General features: G+C 59.6%; 4 protein-coding genes. All 4 read right to left on the reverse strand.

The genetic code is table 11. The annotated features are described in order from the left end of the window. Positions 1-96: 96 nt before the first annotated feature. The 4 genes from DB48_RS05220 to DB48_RS05235 are packed head-to-tail and all read right to left on the reverse strand — an operon-like array spanning position 97 to position 17,265. On the reverse strand, positions 97-6,039 hold the full coding sequence (locus DB48_RS05220; RefSeq protein WP_041509248.1) for a beta-ketoacyl synthase N-terminal-like domain-containing protein: 5,943 nt from the start codon (positions 6,037-6,039) through the stop codon (positions 97-99). Beyond that, the gene (locus DB48_RS05225; RefSeq protein ID WP_200890541.1) at positions 6,039-8,348 is read right to left on the reverse strand and encodes a PfaB family protein; all 2,310 of its coding nucleotides are present in this window, start codon (positions 8,346-8,348) and stop codon (positions 6,039-6,041) included. Before DB48_RS05225 ends, DB48_RS05220 begins: the two co-directional genes overlap by 1 nt. Next, positions 8,345-16,411: a type I polyketide synthase gene (locus DB48_RS05230; RefSeq protein WP_041509249.1), complete on the reverse strand. Its 8,067-nt coding sequence runs from the start codon at positions 16,409-16,411 to the stop codon at positions 8,345-8,347. Before DB48_RS05230 ends, DB48_RS05225 begins: the two co-directional genes overlap by 4 nt. Then, positions 16,411-17,265, reverse strand: coding sequence for a transcriptional regulator (locus tag DB48_RS05235; protein WP_041509250.1), 855 nt, complete (start codon positions 17,263-17,265; stop codon positions 16,411-16,413). Before DB48_RS05235 ends, DB48_RS05230 begins: the two co-directional genes overlap by 1 nt. Between the last annotated feature and the right edge of the window lie 130 nt (positions 17,266-17,395).

Raw genomic sequence — 17,395 nt, forward strand, 5'->3', positions numbered from 1 at the left:
CGACCGATTTTCTTATGATGTTTGCTTAGAGTGAGCGCCGAGCCCGAGCCCGAGCCCGAGGCTGTGGCTCGGCATTCTCTCAATTCATTTCGAGTTTTACGCTTCTTCGATGCAGATGGCGATGTCGCTGACCTCGTAGATCCGCAGGCCATCCTTGCTCAGGCTGGCGTTGCCTGTGATCACCAGCTTGTCTGCCTGTCGCTCGACCGAGGTGATGCTGACATCCATCGACATCTGCTTGTTGAGCGGGTTGATCTGGCCGCGATACTTCCACTTGATGTTGGAGAGGATCTGGCCAAATTTCGGGTTGCTGAACCCGGCGCCCAAGTCTTTGCTGATGGCATAAGTCTGCATGGTTTCTATGATGGCTTCAACGCCTAATGAGCCGGGCATCACAGGATCCTGATGGAAGTGGAACTGGAAGAACCAATCGCTGGGATCTATGGTGCGTTCGGCGTAGAGGTAGCCCAGGCCGTGGCTGCCACCGTTATCGACGATCTCGACACTGTCGATGAAGTTAAGCTGACCGCCCGCCAGACGATAATGGGGCTGGCTAGCTGGCGCGGTAAAATGACGCCCGTCTTTGTCCAGCAGGTTGACCATGATGTCTGGCGCTATCCCCTTGGCCTGATGCCAGGGCTGCGTCGTCTTGCCGTTATCCAGCCCCAGCTGATCTTTAAGCGCCTCGGCCTTGAAGTAGCCGAAGACGGCGGTGCCGCGATAGAAGGGCTCGCCATCTGTGCTGAGCTCGAAGCTGAAGCTCTGAATGATATTGGTGCCCGCCATCACGGTAGAGAGCAGACGCGAGTCGTTAACAATCGTCTTGCCGTGCAGATCCACCTTGCGCAGCAGCTCGCCGCTGCCATCTAGGTTGCGGAAGAACAGCTCGAGGCCGGGGAAGCCCAGGGTTGTGCCCATATAGCCCGAGATGAAACCATTTGGCTGCAGGGCGATCTCCATCATCACAGAGTAGGGCATCAGCGCCTGATGGCTGTTGGCATCGAAATACCAGGCATCTTGTGGCACCTCATATTCGGCGATACAGCTGGCAGGGCGCTTAAAGTCGCCGCGCTGGCCATTGACCTCTATGACCCGGGTGGTGAGCTGCAAGTCACCGCAGGGGGTGCGCGGCGGGATCATGCCACGGTAGATGGCAAACTCTGGGCCGAAGCACTTCTCGATGTCGCCGGTGGCGAACTCGAACAGGTGATAGGGGGTAAAAGGCACAGTGTCGGGCACCCGGTTCGGATAATCCGGGATAAGCGGGGCCTCGACGTGAGTCAGCGGGATCACCCCCTTGTTGGGCTCGGCATTGAGATCGGGGATTTGAGCCATCAGCGGGGCATTAGTCATCAGCGGAGCATTAGCCATCAGCGGTGCACTGCTCGAGTCGCGCTGATTGGCCTTGGGCGCCCTGCTTGTCTCGCGGCTTTCCAGCTCAGGATAGCGGGTACACTCGGCCTCTTCCTTGATCATCACTCCCAGGTTTTGGAAGTCGACCACCACCTTGCCATCGAGCAGGATATCAATATTAGCCTTGGCGTAGGGGCGCGGGCTAAAGCCTATTTCTGTGACTTCCATGCGGTAGGTGAGCTGGGCCGATTGTGGGATCACCTGGCCGCGACAACGTACCTTCTGGGAGGCGTTTTCCAGTGGCTGGAAGCGACCGTTTTGCGTCTGGGTGTGCATGCCAAGGTGCAGCATGTAGAACTGCAACAGCTGGCCACAGCCCTCGGCCATCAGCGAGCCGGCCATCACCTGATCGTCCTTGAAGTGACAAGGGAAATACCAGTGATTCGGCTCTAGCTGTTTGTGGCCCTCTAACAGACCCAGTCCCCAGGCGCCGCCGCTGCGCTCGACTTTGCTGACCGCCTCGATCATCAAAAACTTCTCCGAGGCGAAGCAGAGTGAGGGTTGCGCCGGGCCTGCATGTGACGGGCCGAAACAGCCTTGGATATCGGCCGATAACAGCTTGTGGATGTCGGCGTAATCGAACTGGGTGCGTGGGCAGTCCAGAATGGGATTAAAGGTCTGCTTGGCGGCGCGGCTGCGGGCCAGCAGCTCCTCTTCGGTGCGGATCACCCCTTTACCGTCGGCCAGTTCGGCGTCGGTGAAGAAGCCGGCGCAGCCGCCATCCATCTTGAGGATCATGGTGTCGCCCACGAAACACTCGTAGGAGAAGAAGAATAGCAGGGTGTCGCCGTTGCGGGCGAAGTTGTTGATCTTAATCTCATATCTCAGGGTATCGCCGCCGCGGGGCAGATCCCCTAAGAAGGTGAGGGTACAGTCCAGCAGTCGGTAGACCCGCTCGCCTTTGTTCTCGAGATCTATGCCCAGGTAGCTGATCAACATGAGGTCACACTGTCCCGATTCGACCGCGACCGCCCAGGGGATCTGGCCATCCACCAGATAAGGGGCATCGACGGGGATATCGTACTCTGTGGTCATGGTGCTGGGCTTATATTCGCCCAGCTTGGCGTCCAGCTTGGTCACCCGGGATACCAGCAGATAGTCAGTGGTCGGCAGGCGCACCCGGCGAGAATAGCCGTCGATCGCCGCATACTCTGGGCCAAATACCTTGGCGATATCCCCCTCGGCGTATTCCACCAGATCATGATAATCCCAGATGCAGGGCTTATGCTCGGGGACGGGAGCGCGGTAAGGGGCGACCAGATGATGCTTCGGCTGTAGTGGTGTCGTTGCTGCTGACTGTAGCGTCTGCTGCGGTGCCGATTGTGGCGCTGATTGTGGCACTGAGTGCTGCGTCGAGGCTTGCGCCTGGGACGTCTGAGGGGCAGCGCTGTGACTCTGCGCCTGAGCCAGTTGTTGTTTGAGCAGGCTATCGGCCAGTTTCAGCCCGCTTTCCCGGCTCTTGAGGTAGGCGAGGTGGGCCTGACGCGCCAGTTGCTGGTTTTGCGCTTGATAGAGAGCGGCTTGATGCTGAAGCTGTGAAAAGGCGCCGTTATCGGTTGCGCTTGCCTGAAGGCCCGGCGTTTGAGCTGTTTTTGGACTCATAGTGTGTGACATACCTGCTGCACCCGAATGAGCGGGTGCATGTTGTGATTCGTTAGCGGTATAGGCGGTGTTACTCTCGCCTAGGTAGCTGAATTTTTGCGGAGGCTGATGCCGAGATGGCTTTCCTGTTAAGCCCCCTGCGCCTTGCAACAGGCCGTTTTGCAATAGCGCCTGTATCTCGGCTTGCTGACTCAGGGGCGACCCTATGATGTGCTCCACCAGATCCCGCCCGCCCAGGCTGACCCGTTTTATCAGACGGCGCTCAGGTTGCGGTAGCGGCTGGGCTAGACGCTCGGTCAGAGCGCTTGCCTGGGTCTGGTTCTGGCTAAGCTGGATAAGCGCGGCCTGATCTTCGCTGCAAGTAACCGAAATGGCCTGACGTGCATCCTCATGGGCCATGGTCAGCAGCGTGGCGATCAGGCTGTTCATGCCGGCGGCGGCAAAGCTGTGACCGAGTCGCCGACTGCTTGCTACCTGTTTGGCCGCGGGTAGCGGCAGCATGGCCATCAGTTGTTGTTCGCCGTATTGGCTGCCAGGCGCGGCGTTGAGATCGGTGAGGCCGACCTGTTCGGCCGTCGTGCCGCTTTTGGTTTGCGCTGTGATGCTCTGGCTCAGGAGCTGATCGCCAAGGCGGGCGAGTTGGCGCTGGGCGCCAAAATGCAGGCCGGTTAGCTGGCCATAGGCCTTGGCGCCACGAGCGTCTTGGCTCGCCTGGGTTTCCAGCACCAGGGCGCCGGCACCCTCGGCCAGTCGCCAACCTTCGGGGTTGGCCGGGCTGGCCACCGGGGCGATGGCATTTTTCAGTATCACCTGTTCCAGGCTGCCACAGAGATCCACTGCGGCGATCACCACGGCGTCGAGCTGCTCATGTTGCATCATGTTTTCGGCGACATCTATGGCCCGGGCGACAGATTGCTCACCCGCCGAGATGGTAAAGGCCGGGCCGCTGAAGTCCCACAGGGCGGCGATGCGCGAGGCCATGATATTACCGATGAAGCTGGTGTACTGGTTGAGCTTGGCGGCGTCGAGGACGCTGTCCATGGTGAGGGCCTCGAGCTCGCGATATTGCGCCTCGCTCAGGGTAGCGCCCATGGTATCCAGGCTCTGCTTGAGCTGGGTGTGCAGGTTGACCCGGCCGCGGAACTGGTGCAGCTCCAGCTCTGTCTCCATGGCGACCAGGACGGCGACCTTCTGTCCGGCTTGCAGCCCGGCATCGCAAATGGCCTCGTCGGTCACTTTCATCAGCATCAGCTGTTGGCCGATGAGGCGATCATCCTCGTTGGGGGGCAGCTTAAAGCGCAGGAAATCCAGTTCGAAGCTGTCGACGTAGGCGCCCTGGGGCACATGGTTCAGGCCGAACTGCGCCAGTAGCTCAGGATGTTGCTCCAGTCCCTTCCAGCGTCTTGCTGGCAGAGAGATGGCGGGATCGCGGCCTGTTTTGAGGCAGGCATCCATGGCCTGAATGTCGGCAAGTGGGCCGAAGTGGGCGGCGAGGCCGCTGATCATCAGCTCGGGCCGAGTGGGCGCAGTCTCTGTACTTGCTGCTCGATGCGCCAGGGCCTGTTGCGGCGCGAGCTTGGCGGCTGAGTCGGCCGCCTGATCATAGGATTCCAGCAAGAGGTGGGCGTTACAGCCGCCGAAACCAAATACAGATACCCCGGCCAGGCGAGCTGTATTCTCGACCTTAACCGGCCAGGGGGTGACCTCCCTTGGTAGGGTGTGGCTGCCAAACAGGCCGTTTGGTGAGGCGATCGCCTCGCTCAGGTTGATGCTTGGCGGCAGCTCGCCCTGATTCATGGCGAAGATCATCTTCATGATCCCCGGCATACCGGCGGCGGTCAGCAGGTGCGCCAGGTTAGACTTGGCAGAGCCGATAAGCGGTGGCGCTGCACCCTCTAGCTGAGGGGCGAAGAACTGCTCCATGGAGGCCAGTTCTACCTTATCCCCCAGCGGGGTGCCTGTGGCGTGACACTCGATCACCTCTATCTGCTTAGGGGCTAAGCCACTCTGGCGATAGGCGCGCTCGAAGGCCTTGACCTGGCCCTTGCTGTTGGGGCTGAGCACAAACTGCCCCTTGCCGTCGTTCGACAGGCCGATGCCCGCAATCAGGCCGTAGATCTTATCGCCATCGCGCTCGGCATCTTCCAGGCGTTTCAGTGCCAGCACACCGGCGCCTTCCCCCGCAAACAGCCCCTTGGTGTTGCTATCGAAGGGGGCGGAGAAGCCATGATCCGGATAGGCGTGGAAGATGGAGAAACCCATGTTGATGAAGAAGGGGTCGGCGCCGGACACTGCGCCCGCCAACATGAGATCCGCCTTACCGCTGCTGAGATAATCGCAGGCCAGCTTGAGGGAGTAGACAGAGCTGGCGCAGGCGGCGTCCAGGCTCAGGGAGACCCGGCCCAGCCCAAGGGCATCCGCCACAAGCTTGGAGGCATTGTGGGCGATGGCGCCATTGGCACAGTCCAGGGTGTGGTTGCTCTGATGCGCCTTGAAGGGGCTTAGGTGAAAGTCTGGGCAGGCCAGCTTCTCGCTCAGCGCCTTCTCTACCGCCTTATGGTATAGGGGCAGAAACAGCTCGTTAGACTTGGCCGTCGGAAACGAGAGGGTGCCCATGATGATGCCGGTGCGCGACAGCAGGGGCGAGTCCAGCTCGATACCTGCATCGAGCAGGGCATTGCGGCTGGTGTCCAGGGCCCACAAGAGGCTGTCATCCAGTCCTTGCAGCTGCTCCGGGGGCAGTTGGTAGCCGTAGGCATTGAAATGGAAATCCTGAATATAGCCGCCCTTGTCGCAATAGAAGCGATCGGCCTCGCCCTGCTTGCCGCGATAATCGTCCAGGCGGGCGCCGAGCTTCTCGTCGCTTAATTGCGAGCGAGAGTCACGCTTATCCAGCAGGTTCTGCCAAAACTGCTTAGGGGTCTTGGCATCGGGATAGAGATTGGCCAGACCCACTATGGCTATCTTGCCGCGGTTATCTGCCGCGTCGCTTGCCTTAGGAGAAGGCGCTTGGTGTGAAGGCATTAAGCATCCTCTTGAAATGGGGGAGCTGCATGGGGCGTGTCACCATGCGTCTTAGCTTGTGTACTCGCTCGTGTACTAGCTCGTGTATTAGCTTGCTGCGCTTTTAGGTCATCGATGAGGGCAAGCTGGCGCTTGAGCCCAAGTTGCAGCACTGTGAGGCTAAGGGGCACCCTGTGGCTGATAAGTTGCCCCAGCGCCTTGAGCAGGGTAATGATATCGCTGCTGCCCTTGGCATTGACTGGCACGCTCACATGGGGGGCCTCTTCCGTCTTTAATATCTTGTCGATTAAGGTGCAGTTTTGCCTGTCGGCGCCCACCTCGACAAACAGCGCCGCGCCCTGACGGCTGGCGCTATGGATAAGCTTGCCGAAATCCAGTCGATGACAGAAGGTCTGAGCTATCGACTCGGCGATGCTTTCGCTGCTTAGGGGGCCATACTCGTTGATTGCTTCATCGCGCCCCTTTTGTTGCGCCCGAGACAGGGTCGCGGCGCTGATAAACTTGATCTCATGGTCTGCCGCCTCAGTCAGGAGTGGCTGGCGATAGAAGGCCGCCACCTCGGAGGCGAGCGGCTCGGCGGGCGGCGTGTGCATGGCGGTGACCCGATTGGCGGCGATGCCGCGCTTGTTGAGCTCCTTCAACAAGGCCTCACAGCTATGCTGGCAACCGGCGATGACGCAGGTGTCGCCCTGTAAGATCGCCAGATAGACCCTGGGGTAGCGCTCCAGCAGGGCGCTTATCTGCTCGCCGGGGCAGCGCACCAGAAAGCTGTTCCACTCTATGCTCTCGCCGGCACTCAGTTGCCAGGCTCGGCGCACCGCCTCGAGGGGGCCAGAGATCTCCTGGGTAAACAGGGGATCGCTCAACGTCTTGTTGATCAGTTGATGGGGTGCCTGCCAGACATCCAGGCTGGCCCACATGGCCGCCTCGCCCATGGAGTAGCCCAGGGCAAATTGCGGCTGCACCGCAAATTCATCCATCAGTAGTTTGGTTAGCAGGTAGCTGGCGCCGACCCCCGCAATCGCCATATTGGCCAGTGGCATCGGCTGACTGGTGCTGTTATTGCCAGCGTTATTTTCGCCGGCATAAAGGCTGTCGGCCTGCAGCATCGCCTTGAGATCTCCCTGCTGTTGCAAGCGGGTATAGAGGGCTGGGAAGTAGCTGTGTAGCTCGCTGAGCATATCAGGATAGACGGTGCCGACCCCTGGATAGACGAAGGCCAGCTTGGCCTGTCCCAGCGGCGCGGCGCTGAAGTAGCTGCCCGATGGGGTACGATATTCGCCCTTCTCCTTGCAGACACCGGCCAGTGCCTCGCTCATGCAGGTGATCTCCTGCTTGAGTGCGTCGATATCAGTTGCCTGCAGGCAGATGACGAAGCGGGTTGGCGTGCCTGTGGTGAAGGCGTCTAGATTGCGCTGCATCATCTCGATGAGGGCAATCTGCCGCTCATGGGACTGACTATCTTTATGGTCGGTTGCCTCGAGTCTGTCCAGCGCGGCGGCCAGGGCCCAGAGCCCCTGGTTGAGCGCCGCCTCGCTGCTGCCGGGAATGAGGAAGAACAGCTGACTAGCACTGAGTAGGGAGCGCGCCTTGAGGCGGCCGGTGCCCTGGGTCAGGATGAGTGCCAGTTCAGGCGTTTCCTGTGCCTGATTCTGGGCTTCTTCCTGTGAATGGCCCAATGGCTCCTGTGAATGAGCGCTCGATAGCGTCATGGCTGCCACCCGTCCCTGATGGGGCTCGGTAAACCAGTAGTGCCTATGGCCATCGCTTCGCGTCATGGTTCGCTGGGCGATATCGCCGATCAGCTGGCATAGGCTATCGAAGGCGGCAAGCGGATCAATATTTTCGAGGCGGCGCACAAGATCCAGCTGAGCCTGGGTGCGTTTGGCCTGGTTCAGCGCCCCTTCGAGGGCGCTTTGCTGACTCGAGCCCGGATACAGTCCCGCCAGGTTGGCGTGGGGATGCAGCTTGGCCTTGGCGGCCTTGAGCGCCGGCATCAGCAGCAGGCTGTGGCCTGTCTCTTGTATTGCCGCCTGAATACGAACCAATTTGTCTTCAGAGGCGTACTCGGCGGCCTGGGACAAGCACAGTGCCAAATTATCTGCGCCGCTAATCACGAGCTCGACAGGGACCTCGCCTTGCAGCTCTGCAGGCAGAGCGCTGCCGGCAGATTGCAGCAGCAGGGCGAGACGCAGCGGCGCCTTGCTCTGCTCCTCGGCGTCTGCCGTCACCGATGGCGCCGGTTCATTGGGCTTGGCACTTGCGTGAGCACTAGTATGAGCGCTTGTATTAGCACTTATATGAGTCACTGGGCCGTCTCCTCGTTAACCGCCGACTGACCATGGGGCTGGAAGGCGGCGTTGAGGGATTTGCTGATGGTCACCTTGGCGCCCGTCATCAATGCGCTCAGGCGGCCATCCTCGTGGTAGAGGGCCACATTGGCTAGCAGGCTCCTGTTGCTGGCCTTAACGACCTCTAGCTTGATGATGCCGCGCTCGCCCGCCGACATAGGATGTAGGCTGCAGAAGCCTGCTATGGTCGATGGCAGGCTGGCGGCGCCATAGTTGAGTCTGACCCATACCAACATGGCCTGCAGCAACAGGTCTTCGGCGAAGGGCTGACTGCCCGCAAGTGTGAGTTCGGGGGCAAACTCGCCGCAATCACCTGGCTTGATCTGGGGTAGACGGGTCTCGGCGATGAGCCCTTGCTCGTCCCAGTGTCTCACCTGGCTGAGCCCCTGCAGGCGCGGCCCGTGAAACAGGGTACCATCGCCGTAGAGGCGTGACGCCGGGATGCTCTCTTGGCTTTTTTCCCCCTGCGCTTTGCTAGCGAATGCTAACGCTGGGGACGCTAGCTCGGGAGACAATAGTTCGGGAGAAGCTAACCGGCCGAGATCTTGCTCTGTTGCCGGTATCAGGCTAGCCAGCTCTGGTTGTGGTATCAGGTCTGCCTGATACTGCGGGCGGCCATCACAGCTGATCAGGGCGTGGATGCCCTGGCTTAGGTCGTCATTCGCCACTGGGGTCAAGGTTAGGGTGAGCTGTTTGACCTCACTGGTGTCGAAGATGATCCCCTTGAGTAGCTTGTAGTCCTGCACCTTAACCGGGGCACCAAAGTGAGCCCTGGCAGCCTCGCGCATCCACTGGACGGCACAAACGGTCGGCAGTACGGGGTTGCCGCCGATGCAATGATCATTGATGAAGGCGACGGCCGTCGGGTCGATTTGGCGTTCTAGGGTGACAGGCAGCAGCGGATGCTGTGCGACGTGCACCTCATCCGCATCAGGCTTTTTTACAGTGCTTGCCTCATCTGCTTGGTCGCGCGTCTGCGTATTGCCCTGCATGTCACTGCCGATCAGCAGCTGTACGCCGCTGTCGCCAAGTAGCTGGGTGGCAAAGAGCTCGGCACCCGCCTGCAGCGGGATCACATAGACGCCGCGCTCGACAAACATCTTCTTCAGCGCCGGGTTGACCATGCCGCCGTCCCAGGGACCCCAGTTGAAGCTCATCACCTTGGCCTGGCTTTGCGAGGCGAGTTGCAGCGCCGCCTTGTTAAGGATCTCGTTGGCCATGGCGTAGTCACTCTGGCCCGTGTTGCCATAGAAACCGGCCGCCGAGGAGAAGAGTGCCACCAATTTGAGCTGGGCGGGGTCGATCACGCTCAGCAGCGCCTTGAGCCCGGCCACCTTAGTGCCGTAGACCCGTGTCAGTTCATCCAAGGTTTTGTCTTGAATGTGTTTGTCGGCGAGCACGCCTGCACCATGGATTAAGCCTGTGATTGGCGTTAACTGGTTGATGGCGCCGAGGGCCTGCTCGACAGCCTCTGCCTTGCTGACATCCATCGCCAGATACTCAGCCGATGCACCCACTGCCTCGAAGGCGTTGAGGGCGGCCTGGATCTCAAGGCTGCTCTTTACCGGCCAGATGAGGGCATCGACCTGTTTAGGCGTCGGCTTGTCACCGCTGGCGATCAGGTGGGCGATAGCGGCCTGTTTTAGCTCATCGATCGCCTTGCCCTGTGCCCAGTTCGGCAGATCTTTGTTGGCGATATGTTCGCTGCGACCGGCCAGGATAAAGTGCGATTGGCAACGTTTGGCCAGTGCCAGGGCGCATTCGAAGGTCACGCCTTTTGCGCCCCCGGTCACCAGTATTTTATCTGAGCTATCTAGCTGGGATTCTGCGGTTTTTATCGCCGCTTCACCCGGCTGCAGTCGATGACGGCACTGCTCGCCATCGGCATCTAGGCTAATGCCGACTTCATTGAGGGCCGTGTCGCTATCTTGTAACTCGGCCAGTAGGGCATCGCCCAGCTGCGCCGCGCTCATGTTTGGCGCGAGATCCAAGGCGCGGCAGAATATGTCTGGCCACTCATGGCTCAGGGTCTTGGTGAGACCCGAAAGCGCCGCCTGATTGAGCTCGCTCTTATTCAGCTGGTCGGCGTTAAGGTAGCCAAAGCCACCGTCGATACGGCTGATGGTGATAAAGCAGCGACGGCCTGACTGGGTGCTCAGTGGCGCCTGCAGGTGTTTAGCCCAGAGAAACGCCGAGCTTAGGTGGCTAAAGCCGGCTTCGGTCAGGTGCAGCCCCGAGTCGGCCTTTAGCTCCTGTTGAGGCTGTAGATGCACAAAACCTGTGATGCTGCCATGGCTTGAGGTGATCGCATCAATTGCCTGCACAACATCTTGTTCATCGAGTCCCTGCGGCTGCAGGGTGGCGATGGCACTGCTCAGCGGTGACTGAGGTAGCCCCTCGGGCAGGCGCACAACTACGACCTTGAGTCCCTGGTTACTGAGTTTCTCGGCCAGTACCCCGGCGTTGTGACCGTCATCTTGGATCACCAGGGTAGCATTGGCGGCGAAACCCTCGGCATCAGGCTTCGCCGCTTCAAGCTTTTTTAGCGCGACCTCGCTGTGAGGTGGTAACTCGGTTAACGGCTCGGCCGAGAGTGGCTGAACCTGAACCTGAACCTGAGCCTGAGCCGCGCCATTTTCCTGCGGGCTGCTTAACGCGCCTGCTGCGGTTCCTGTAATGTGAGCGCCTGCTGCGGGTAGCTTGCTGTTCATATAGCTAACAATTTCACCCAGGGTGCGACACTCGGCCAGATCTTCTGGGCTGAGGTCGGGCAGGCCTGGCAGCTCATCTTGCACCGTGCCTAAGATCTCCACCCGCTTGATGGAATCGATGCCGAGGTCGGCCTCCATGTCCATCTCTAGCGACAGCATCTCGGCTGGGTAGCCCGTCTTGTCGGCGACAACAGTCAGCATGGTCTGCTGCACTAATTCAGATGACAAGCCCGTCGATGATAAGCCTGCTGCGCTTTGAGCTTCAGTGGCTATAGCGCCTGCGGCGGTTTCTGCTATGTGAGCGCCAGCGGCTGGCAGCTTGCTGTTCATATAGCTAACGATCTCACCCAGGGTGCGGCACTCGGCCAGATCTTCCGGGCTGAGGTCGGGCAGGCTCGGCAGCTCATCCTGCACCGTGCCTAAGATCTCTACACGCTTGATGGAATCGATGCCGAGGTCGGCCTCCATGTCCATCTCTAGCGACAGCATCTCGGTGGGGTAGCCCGTCTTGTCGGCGACCACGGCCAGCATGGTCTGCTGTACTAATTCAGATGATAAGCCTGCTGCGCTTTGAGCTTCAGTGGCTACAGCGCCTGCGGCGGGTTGTTGAGTAGCGCCCGCGGCGGTTTCTGTAATGTGAGCGCCTGCGGCTGGCTGTTGGGTGTGAGCCCCGGCGGCTGGTAGCTTGCTGTTCATATAGCTGACGATCTCACCCAGGGTGCGACACTCGGCCAGATCCTCTGGGCTGAGCTCGGGCAGGCTCGGCAGCTCATCCTGCACCGTGCCTAAGATCTCCACCCGCTTGATGGAATCGATACCTAGGTCGGCCTCCATGTCCATCTCTAGCGACAGCATCTCGGTCGGATAACCCGTCTTGTCGGCGACCACGGCCAGCATGGTCTGCTGCACTAACTCAGATGATAAGCCTGCTGCTGGGCTTTGAGCTTCAGTGGCTACAGCGCCTGCGGCGGTTTCTGTAATGTGAGCGCCAGCGGCTGGCAGCTTGCTGTTCATATAGCTAACGATCTCTCCCAGGGTGCGGCATTCGGCCAGATCTTCCGGGCTCAGTTCGGGCAGGCTCGGCAGCTCATCTTGTACCGTGCCTAAGATCTCCACCCGCTTGATGGAATCGATGCCGAGGTCGGCCTCCATGTCCATCTCTAGCGACAGCATCTCGGTAGGATAACCTGTCTTGTCGGCGACCACGGCCAGCATGGTCTGCTGCACTAATTTAGATGATAAACTTGTCGTTTCTTGGCTGGCTACAGCGCCCGCGGCGGTTTGTTGAATAGCGCCTGCGGCTTCCTGTTGGGCTATAGCGCCTGCGGCGGTTTGTTGGGTGTGAGCACCAGCGGCTGGCAGCTTGCTGTTCATATAGGCAACAATTTCACCCAGGGTGCGGCACTCGGCCAGATCCTCAGGGCTGAGCTCCGGCAGGCTTGGCAGCTCATCCTGCACAGTGCCTAAGATCTCTACACGCTTGATAGAGTCGATACCTAGGTCGGCTTCCATGTCCATCTCTAGCGACAGCATCTCGGTGGGATAACCCGTCTTGTCGGCGACCACAGCCAGCATGGTCTGCTTGATGGCATCTGCATTGGCTGAATCTGCGGCAGGCTGGCTCGCCATCCCTTGCTTTGGTGCCTGAACCTCTGCTGTCGGCACTATTGCCGACGGCACCACGGCGGGTTGTACCACTGGCGTTTGAAGCTCTGGCGTTTGAATGGCAGGTGTTTGAACAAGCGTTGGTTGAAGCACAGGTGCCTGAGTTGCTTGGGGAGTCGCTTGAGCAGCCGCCTGGGTGACAGGCGCTTCTACTGGCTTTTGTACCGGCATAGGCTGAGGCGCCACAGCAGGTGTCGTTAGCGGCGCGCCGTGCACTGCGGGCGCTTGTCCCATCAGTTGCAGGGCGCTCTGATTGCTCTGGGCCTGCATTTCGAGGAATTGCGTATGGCTCTGTAGCGTCTGCGCCTGATGCTGATGGAACTGTTCCATGGCCCGCTGCAGACTGTCGGGAATGGCGACCCCGGCGGCGGCCATCTGTGCCTGAGCCGTCATCAGCTGGGTGACCGTCTCGCCATATTGCTGGGGAATGGTCAGGAACTGCTGATGCAGCTGGGCCGTCTGTTGCTGGGCGGCGAATAGCGCCGTCAGGGCATCACTGCTTGCAGCAGGCGCCATCTGTTCAGTGGTTGGGGCATGAGTACCAGGCGCATGAGTTCCTGGCGTATGAGTGCCATTGGCCAGTGGCGCTTGGGCTGCGGGGATCGTTTTTTCCACTATCTTCTCTACTTCTACAATTTTTTCGACTTCGACCAGTTTTTCAACTTCCACTATCTTCTCTTGCACCTGGGTCTGTGGCGTGATGCTGCCAGTGGTCAAGGATTTTTCCATCTTAGCCAGGGTAGCCGGGCTGATGTAGTTGGTCGCGTTGAGTGTGATATTCATGGGTGAGATGGCCTCGGCCGCTGGCGCGTCGGCGCGGTAGGGGTCTATCTCGGTCAGTGCAATACCACAGACGGCAAGCTGCATGGCGGCCTGGCGAAGTTGCAGGTCACTGTCGCCCTTGGGATTCGGGTTCATGCTGATGGCGCAGAGGCTGCCCAGCTTGTCGCTAAGGGTATTCTCCACCAGTTTCTGCAAGATGTTCTTGGGGCCAAACTCGACGAAGATGCGCGCACCATCCTGGTACATGGCCTCAAGCTGCTCGCTGAAACGCACCGATTGCAGCATGTGCTGCTTAAACTCGCTCTTGATGGTCTTGGCAACATTGGTGTAGCGAGCGCCACTGGCATTGGCGTACACAGGCTGCGCCGGCTTGGTAAATTTCACCTGGTCGATCGCCTCGGCGAACGGCTTCTGGGCGTGGCCCACCAATGGCGTGTGGAAGGCTCCCGATACCGGTAGGGCGATCGCCTTAAAGCCGAGCTCGCCGAGGGCCTTAGCCGCCTGGGCGGTCGATTCGGTTGGACCGGCGATCACCAGCTGGGTCGGCGCGTTGTAGTTGGCAACCTTGACGCCGTCGAAGGCCTTGAGGGTGGCCTCGAGGCGGGCGATATCGCTGCGCTCTTTGGTGATGATGGCGTACATTGTACCGTTGTCAAAAAGAGTACCGCTATCGGCATCATCCGAAAGCCTGCTGGCCATGGCATCGCCGCGGGCGAACGTCAGCTGGTAGTAGTCTTCAAGGCTTATCACCCCGGCGGCGCACAGGGCGCTGAGTTCACCAAAGCTATGACCTGCCAGCATGTCGGGCTTGAAGCCGGCGGCGCTGAGCAGCGCGTATTGCCCCATGGAGATGGCGCCGATGGCGCTCTGGGCATTGGCTGTGTTGGTTAGCTGGGCCTCCTGGGCCTGACGCTCTGCCTGATCAAAGACGGGCAGGGGATAGACCAGCTGTGACACAGGGGTCTTGCCTTTGGCGGCAAAGACCTTGTCGGCGAGTACAAACTGGGCGCGCATCTCTGGGAAGTGACAGCTTAGCTCGCGGCCCATGTTGAGGTATTGGGCACCCTGGCCGGCAAACAGCGCGGCCACCTTGGCATTAGCTAGGCTGGCGCTGCGATAGTGCACGCCGCCGGGCAGCGACCAGTGAGCCTCATCGCTGGTATCCAGTCGGCTAAGCGCCTGTCCAAGCTGGGCCTTGAGTGTCTCTGTGTCGCTGACCACCAGGCCAAGACGCGGCGCTTCTGTATCGAGCGTCCGCACCGGATGTTGACCTGCCAAGGCCTGCAGAGATTGTGTGTCGGTATCTGCAATGAGCTGTTTCATCGTGGCGATGAGTCCCGGCTTATCGGCAGCGCTAAGCAGCAGGCTCTGCGGCAGGGCCCGCTGGCGGAAACGGGTAAGCTCGCCATTATCGCGGCCATGATCACTCTGATACTCTTCGAGCACGAAGTGGAAGTTGGTGCCGCCAAAGCCGAAGGAACTGATGCCGGCGCGGCGCGGCGTGCCGTCTGGGCGTGGTAGCCAAGGGCGCGTCTCGGTATTGAGGTAGAAAGGCGAGTTGGCGATATCCAGCTTGGGATTAGGCTGGTTCACATTGATGGTGGGTGGCAACACCTTGTGGTGCAGGGCCAGCGCCGCCTTAATGAGTCCCGCCGTGCCGGCGGTAGACTTAGTATGACCGATTTGCGATTTCACCGAGCCCAGGGCGATATGCTGGGTGGTTTCGCAGCCCTCGCTAAAGACAGACTTGAGACCGTTAAACTCGGCCACATCACCGGCGGCCGTGCCTGTGCCGTGGGCCTCCATCAGTCCCAGGGTGTGGGGGGCAAACCCGGCGTCATCGTAGGCGCGCTTGAGCGCCTTGGCCTGGCCTTCTGGGCGCGGCGCATAGATAGACTTAAATTTACCGTCAGATGAGGCGCCTATGCCTTTGATCACCGAATAGATGCGATCGCCATCGCGCTCGGCATCTTCGAGGCGCTTTAGCGCCACCATGCCTATGCCTTCGCCTATCATCATCCCCTTGGAGTCGATATCGAAGGGTTGTACCGTCTCGTTGGTAGTGAAGGCCGGCGTCTTGGAGAAGCTCATGTACATGGAGGGGGAGTTGTCGGTACAGACGCCACCTGTGATCATCATCTCGGCGCGGCCGTCGACCAGTTCGCTCAGTGCCATGCGCATGGCGGCGAGTGAGCCGGCGCAGGCGGCATCGACCACACAGTTCATGCCGCCTAAGTCGAAGCGGTTGGCGATACGTCCGGCGATCACATTGCCAAGCGAGCCTGGGAAGGAGTTCTCCTCCCAGTGAACATACTGATCCTGAAACTTCTTGATCAGCATCTCGCTGTCGGCGTCGCTGATACCGCTGTGTTTGAACACCTTCTTGAGCACTGGGTATTGCAGTCTGGCGTTGAGGCTATGACTGATCTTCTGACCGCCACCCACACCTAGGGTGATGCCTATCTTGTCTCTGTCGTAACCCTCGGGCAGCCTGGCATCGGCGAGCACCTCCTTGGCGACGATAAGAGATAAAAGCTGCGAAGTATCGGTCAGCTCGAGGATGTTAGGCGGTAGGCCAAACTCCATGGGGTTGAAGTTGACCTCGGGCATGAAACCGCCGCGTTTGCAGTAGCTCTTATCCGGCGCGCTCTTATCGCTGTCGTAGTAGTCATCGACCTGCCAATGGGTGTCTGGCACCTCTGTGATGGCGTCTATCTTGTCGCAGATCAGATCCCAAAACTTGTTGAGATAACGTGAGTTGGCAAAGATGCTGGCCATGCCAACGATGGCGATAGGCATATCTTTCAGTCGCTTGTTGAGGCGCTGATCGCTTGGCGTCTTTGATGTATCGGTCTGGCTCATTATGAGTCTCCGCTTGCTACCTGATGCTCAGGTGTCTGTATGTCAGCGCCGGGTGTTAACTGTGCCATGGTGGCACCAGGGAAGCGCTGTAAGAAAGTGTGATAGTTGCGTACTAACAGCTTACGCAGATGAAACGGCCCCTGACGAAGCAGATGGGTGATGTATCGCTTGGTGGCCTGGGTATTGCCGTCTTGATAGATATCTAAGTAGATCCAGTCGCTATGAGGATCTATGCCCAAGAGTACAGAGCTTGGCTCGGCATCGGCCAGTTGTGGCGGCAGGGTGAGCGAGGCCACCTGCAGCACACTGTCGCCGTCGGCTTGTGGCAATGCCAGGGTATGGGCCAGGGTCTCTGGGTTTAGGGTATAGGTGACGATGTCGCTGCCCTGGGCGATGGGCAGTTGGTTGAAATAATGCTCCGGAACCTCGGGACGCTCGATATTGTGAATGCGCGACACGCCGTAGCGTTTGAGACAGCGGGCTAGGCCTGAGCGGGACACGTTGGGGTTGATAAACTCCTGGGTCACCTTGAGCAGCCTGTCCAGGGGCATCTTGAGCTGATAGCGCAGCCCAACCACCACATATTCCTGCATCGGGGTCAGGGTGGTGTTGAGGTGGTGAGGGGTGTTGGGCGTGTCATTTATCGAGTCGCGTCGACGCCATTTGCGCACCGTGGCCTCGCTGATGTTGAGCACCCTGGCCAGCTGGCTCACCGGCAGATCCGACGCCTGAATAAACTGGCGCATTTCAGGGGTGGTGGTGGCATTCTTGTGCCTATATTCACTGGCGTTGAGTTTTCGCGCCCCGGCTTGCGAGTCTTTGCGCTGCGTCTTGTGGTGAGGCTTCTCAAGCATACTGGTTAGGGCGTTCCTCAATAATCTATTGGGACAAGTGCCTGCGCAGTTCGCTGAGATCTTGCAAAATGCCGCGTTGTCCGTCTGAACTGACGTTAATAGAGCAGCAGACTACAGTAGCTTGCGGGGC

It is taken from the genome of Shewanella sp. cp20 (assembly GCF_000832025.1).
Taxonomy (GTDB): Bacteria; Pseudomonadota; Gammaproteobacteria; order Enterobacterales; family Shewanellaceae; genus Shewanella.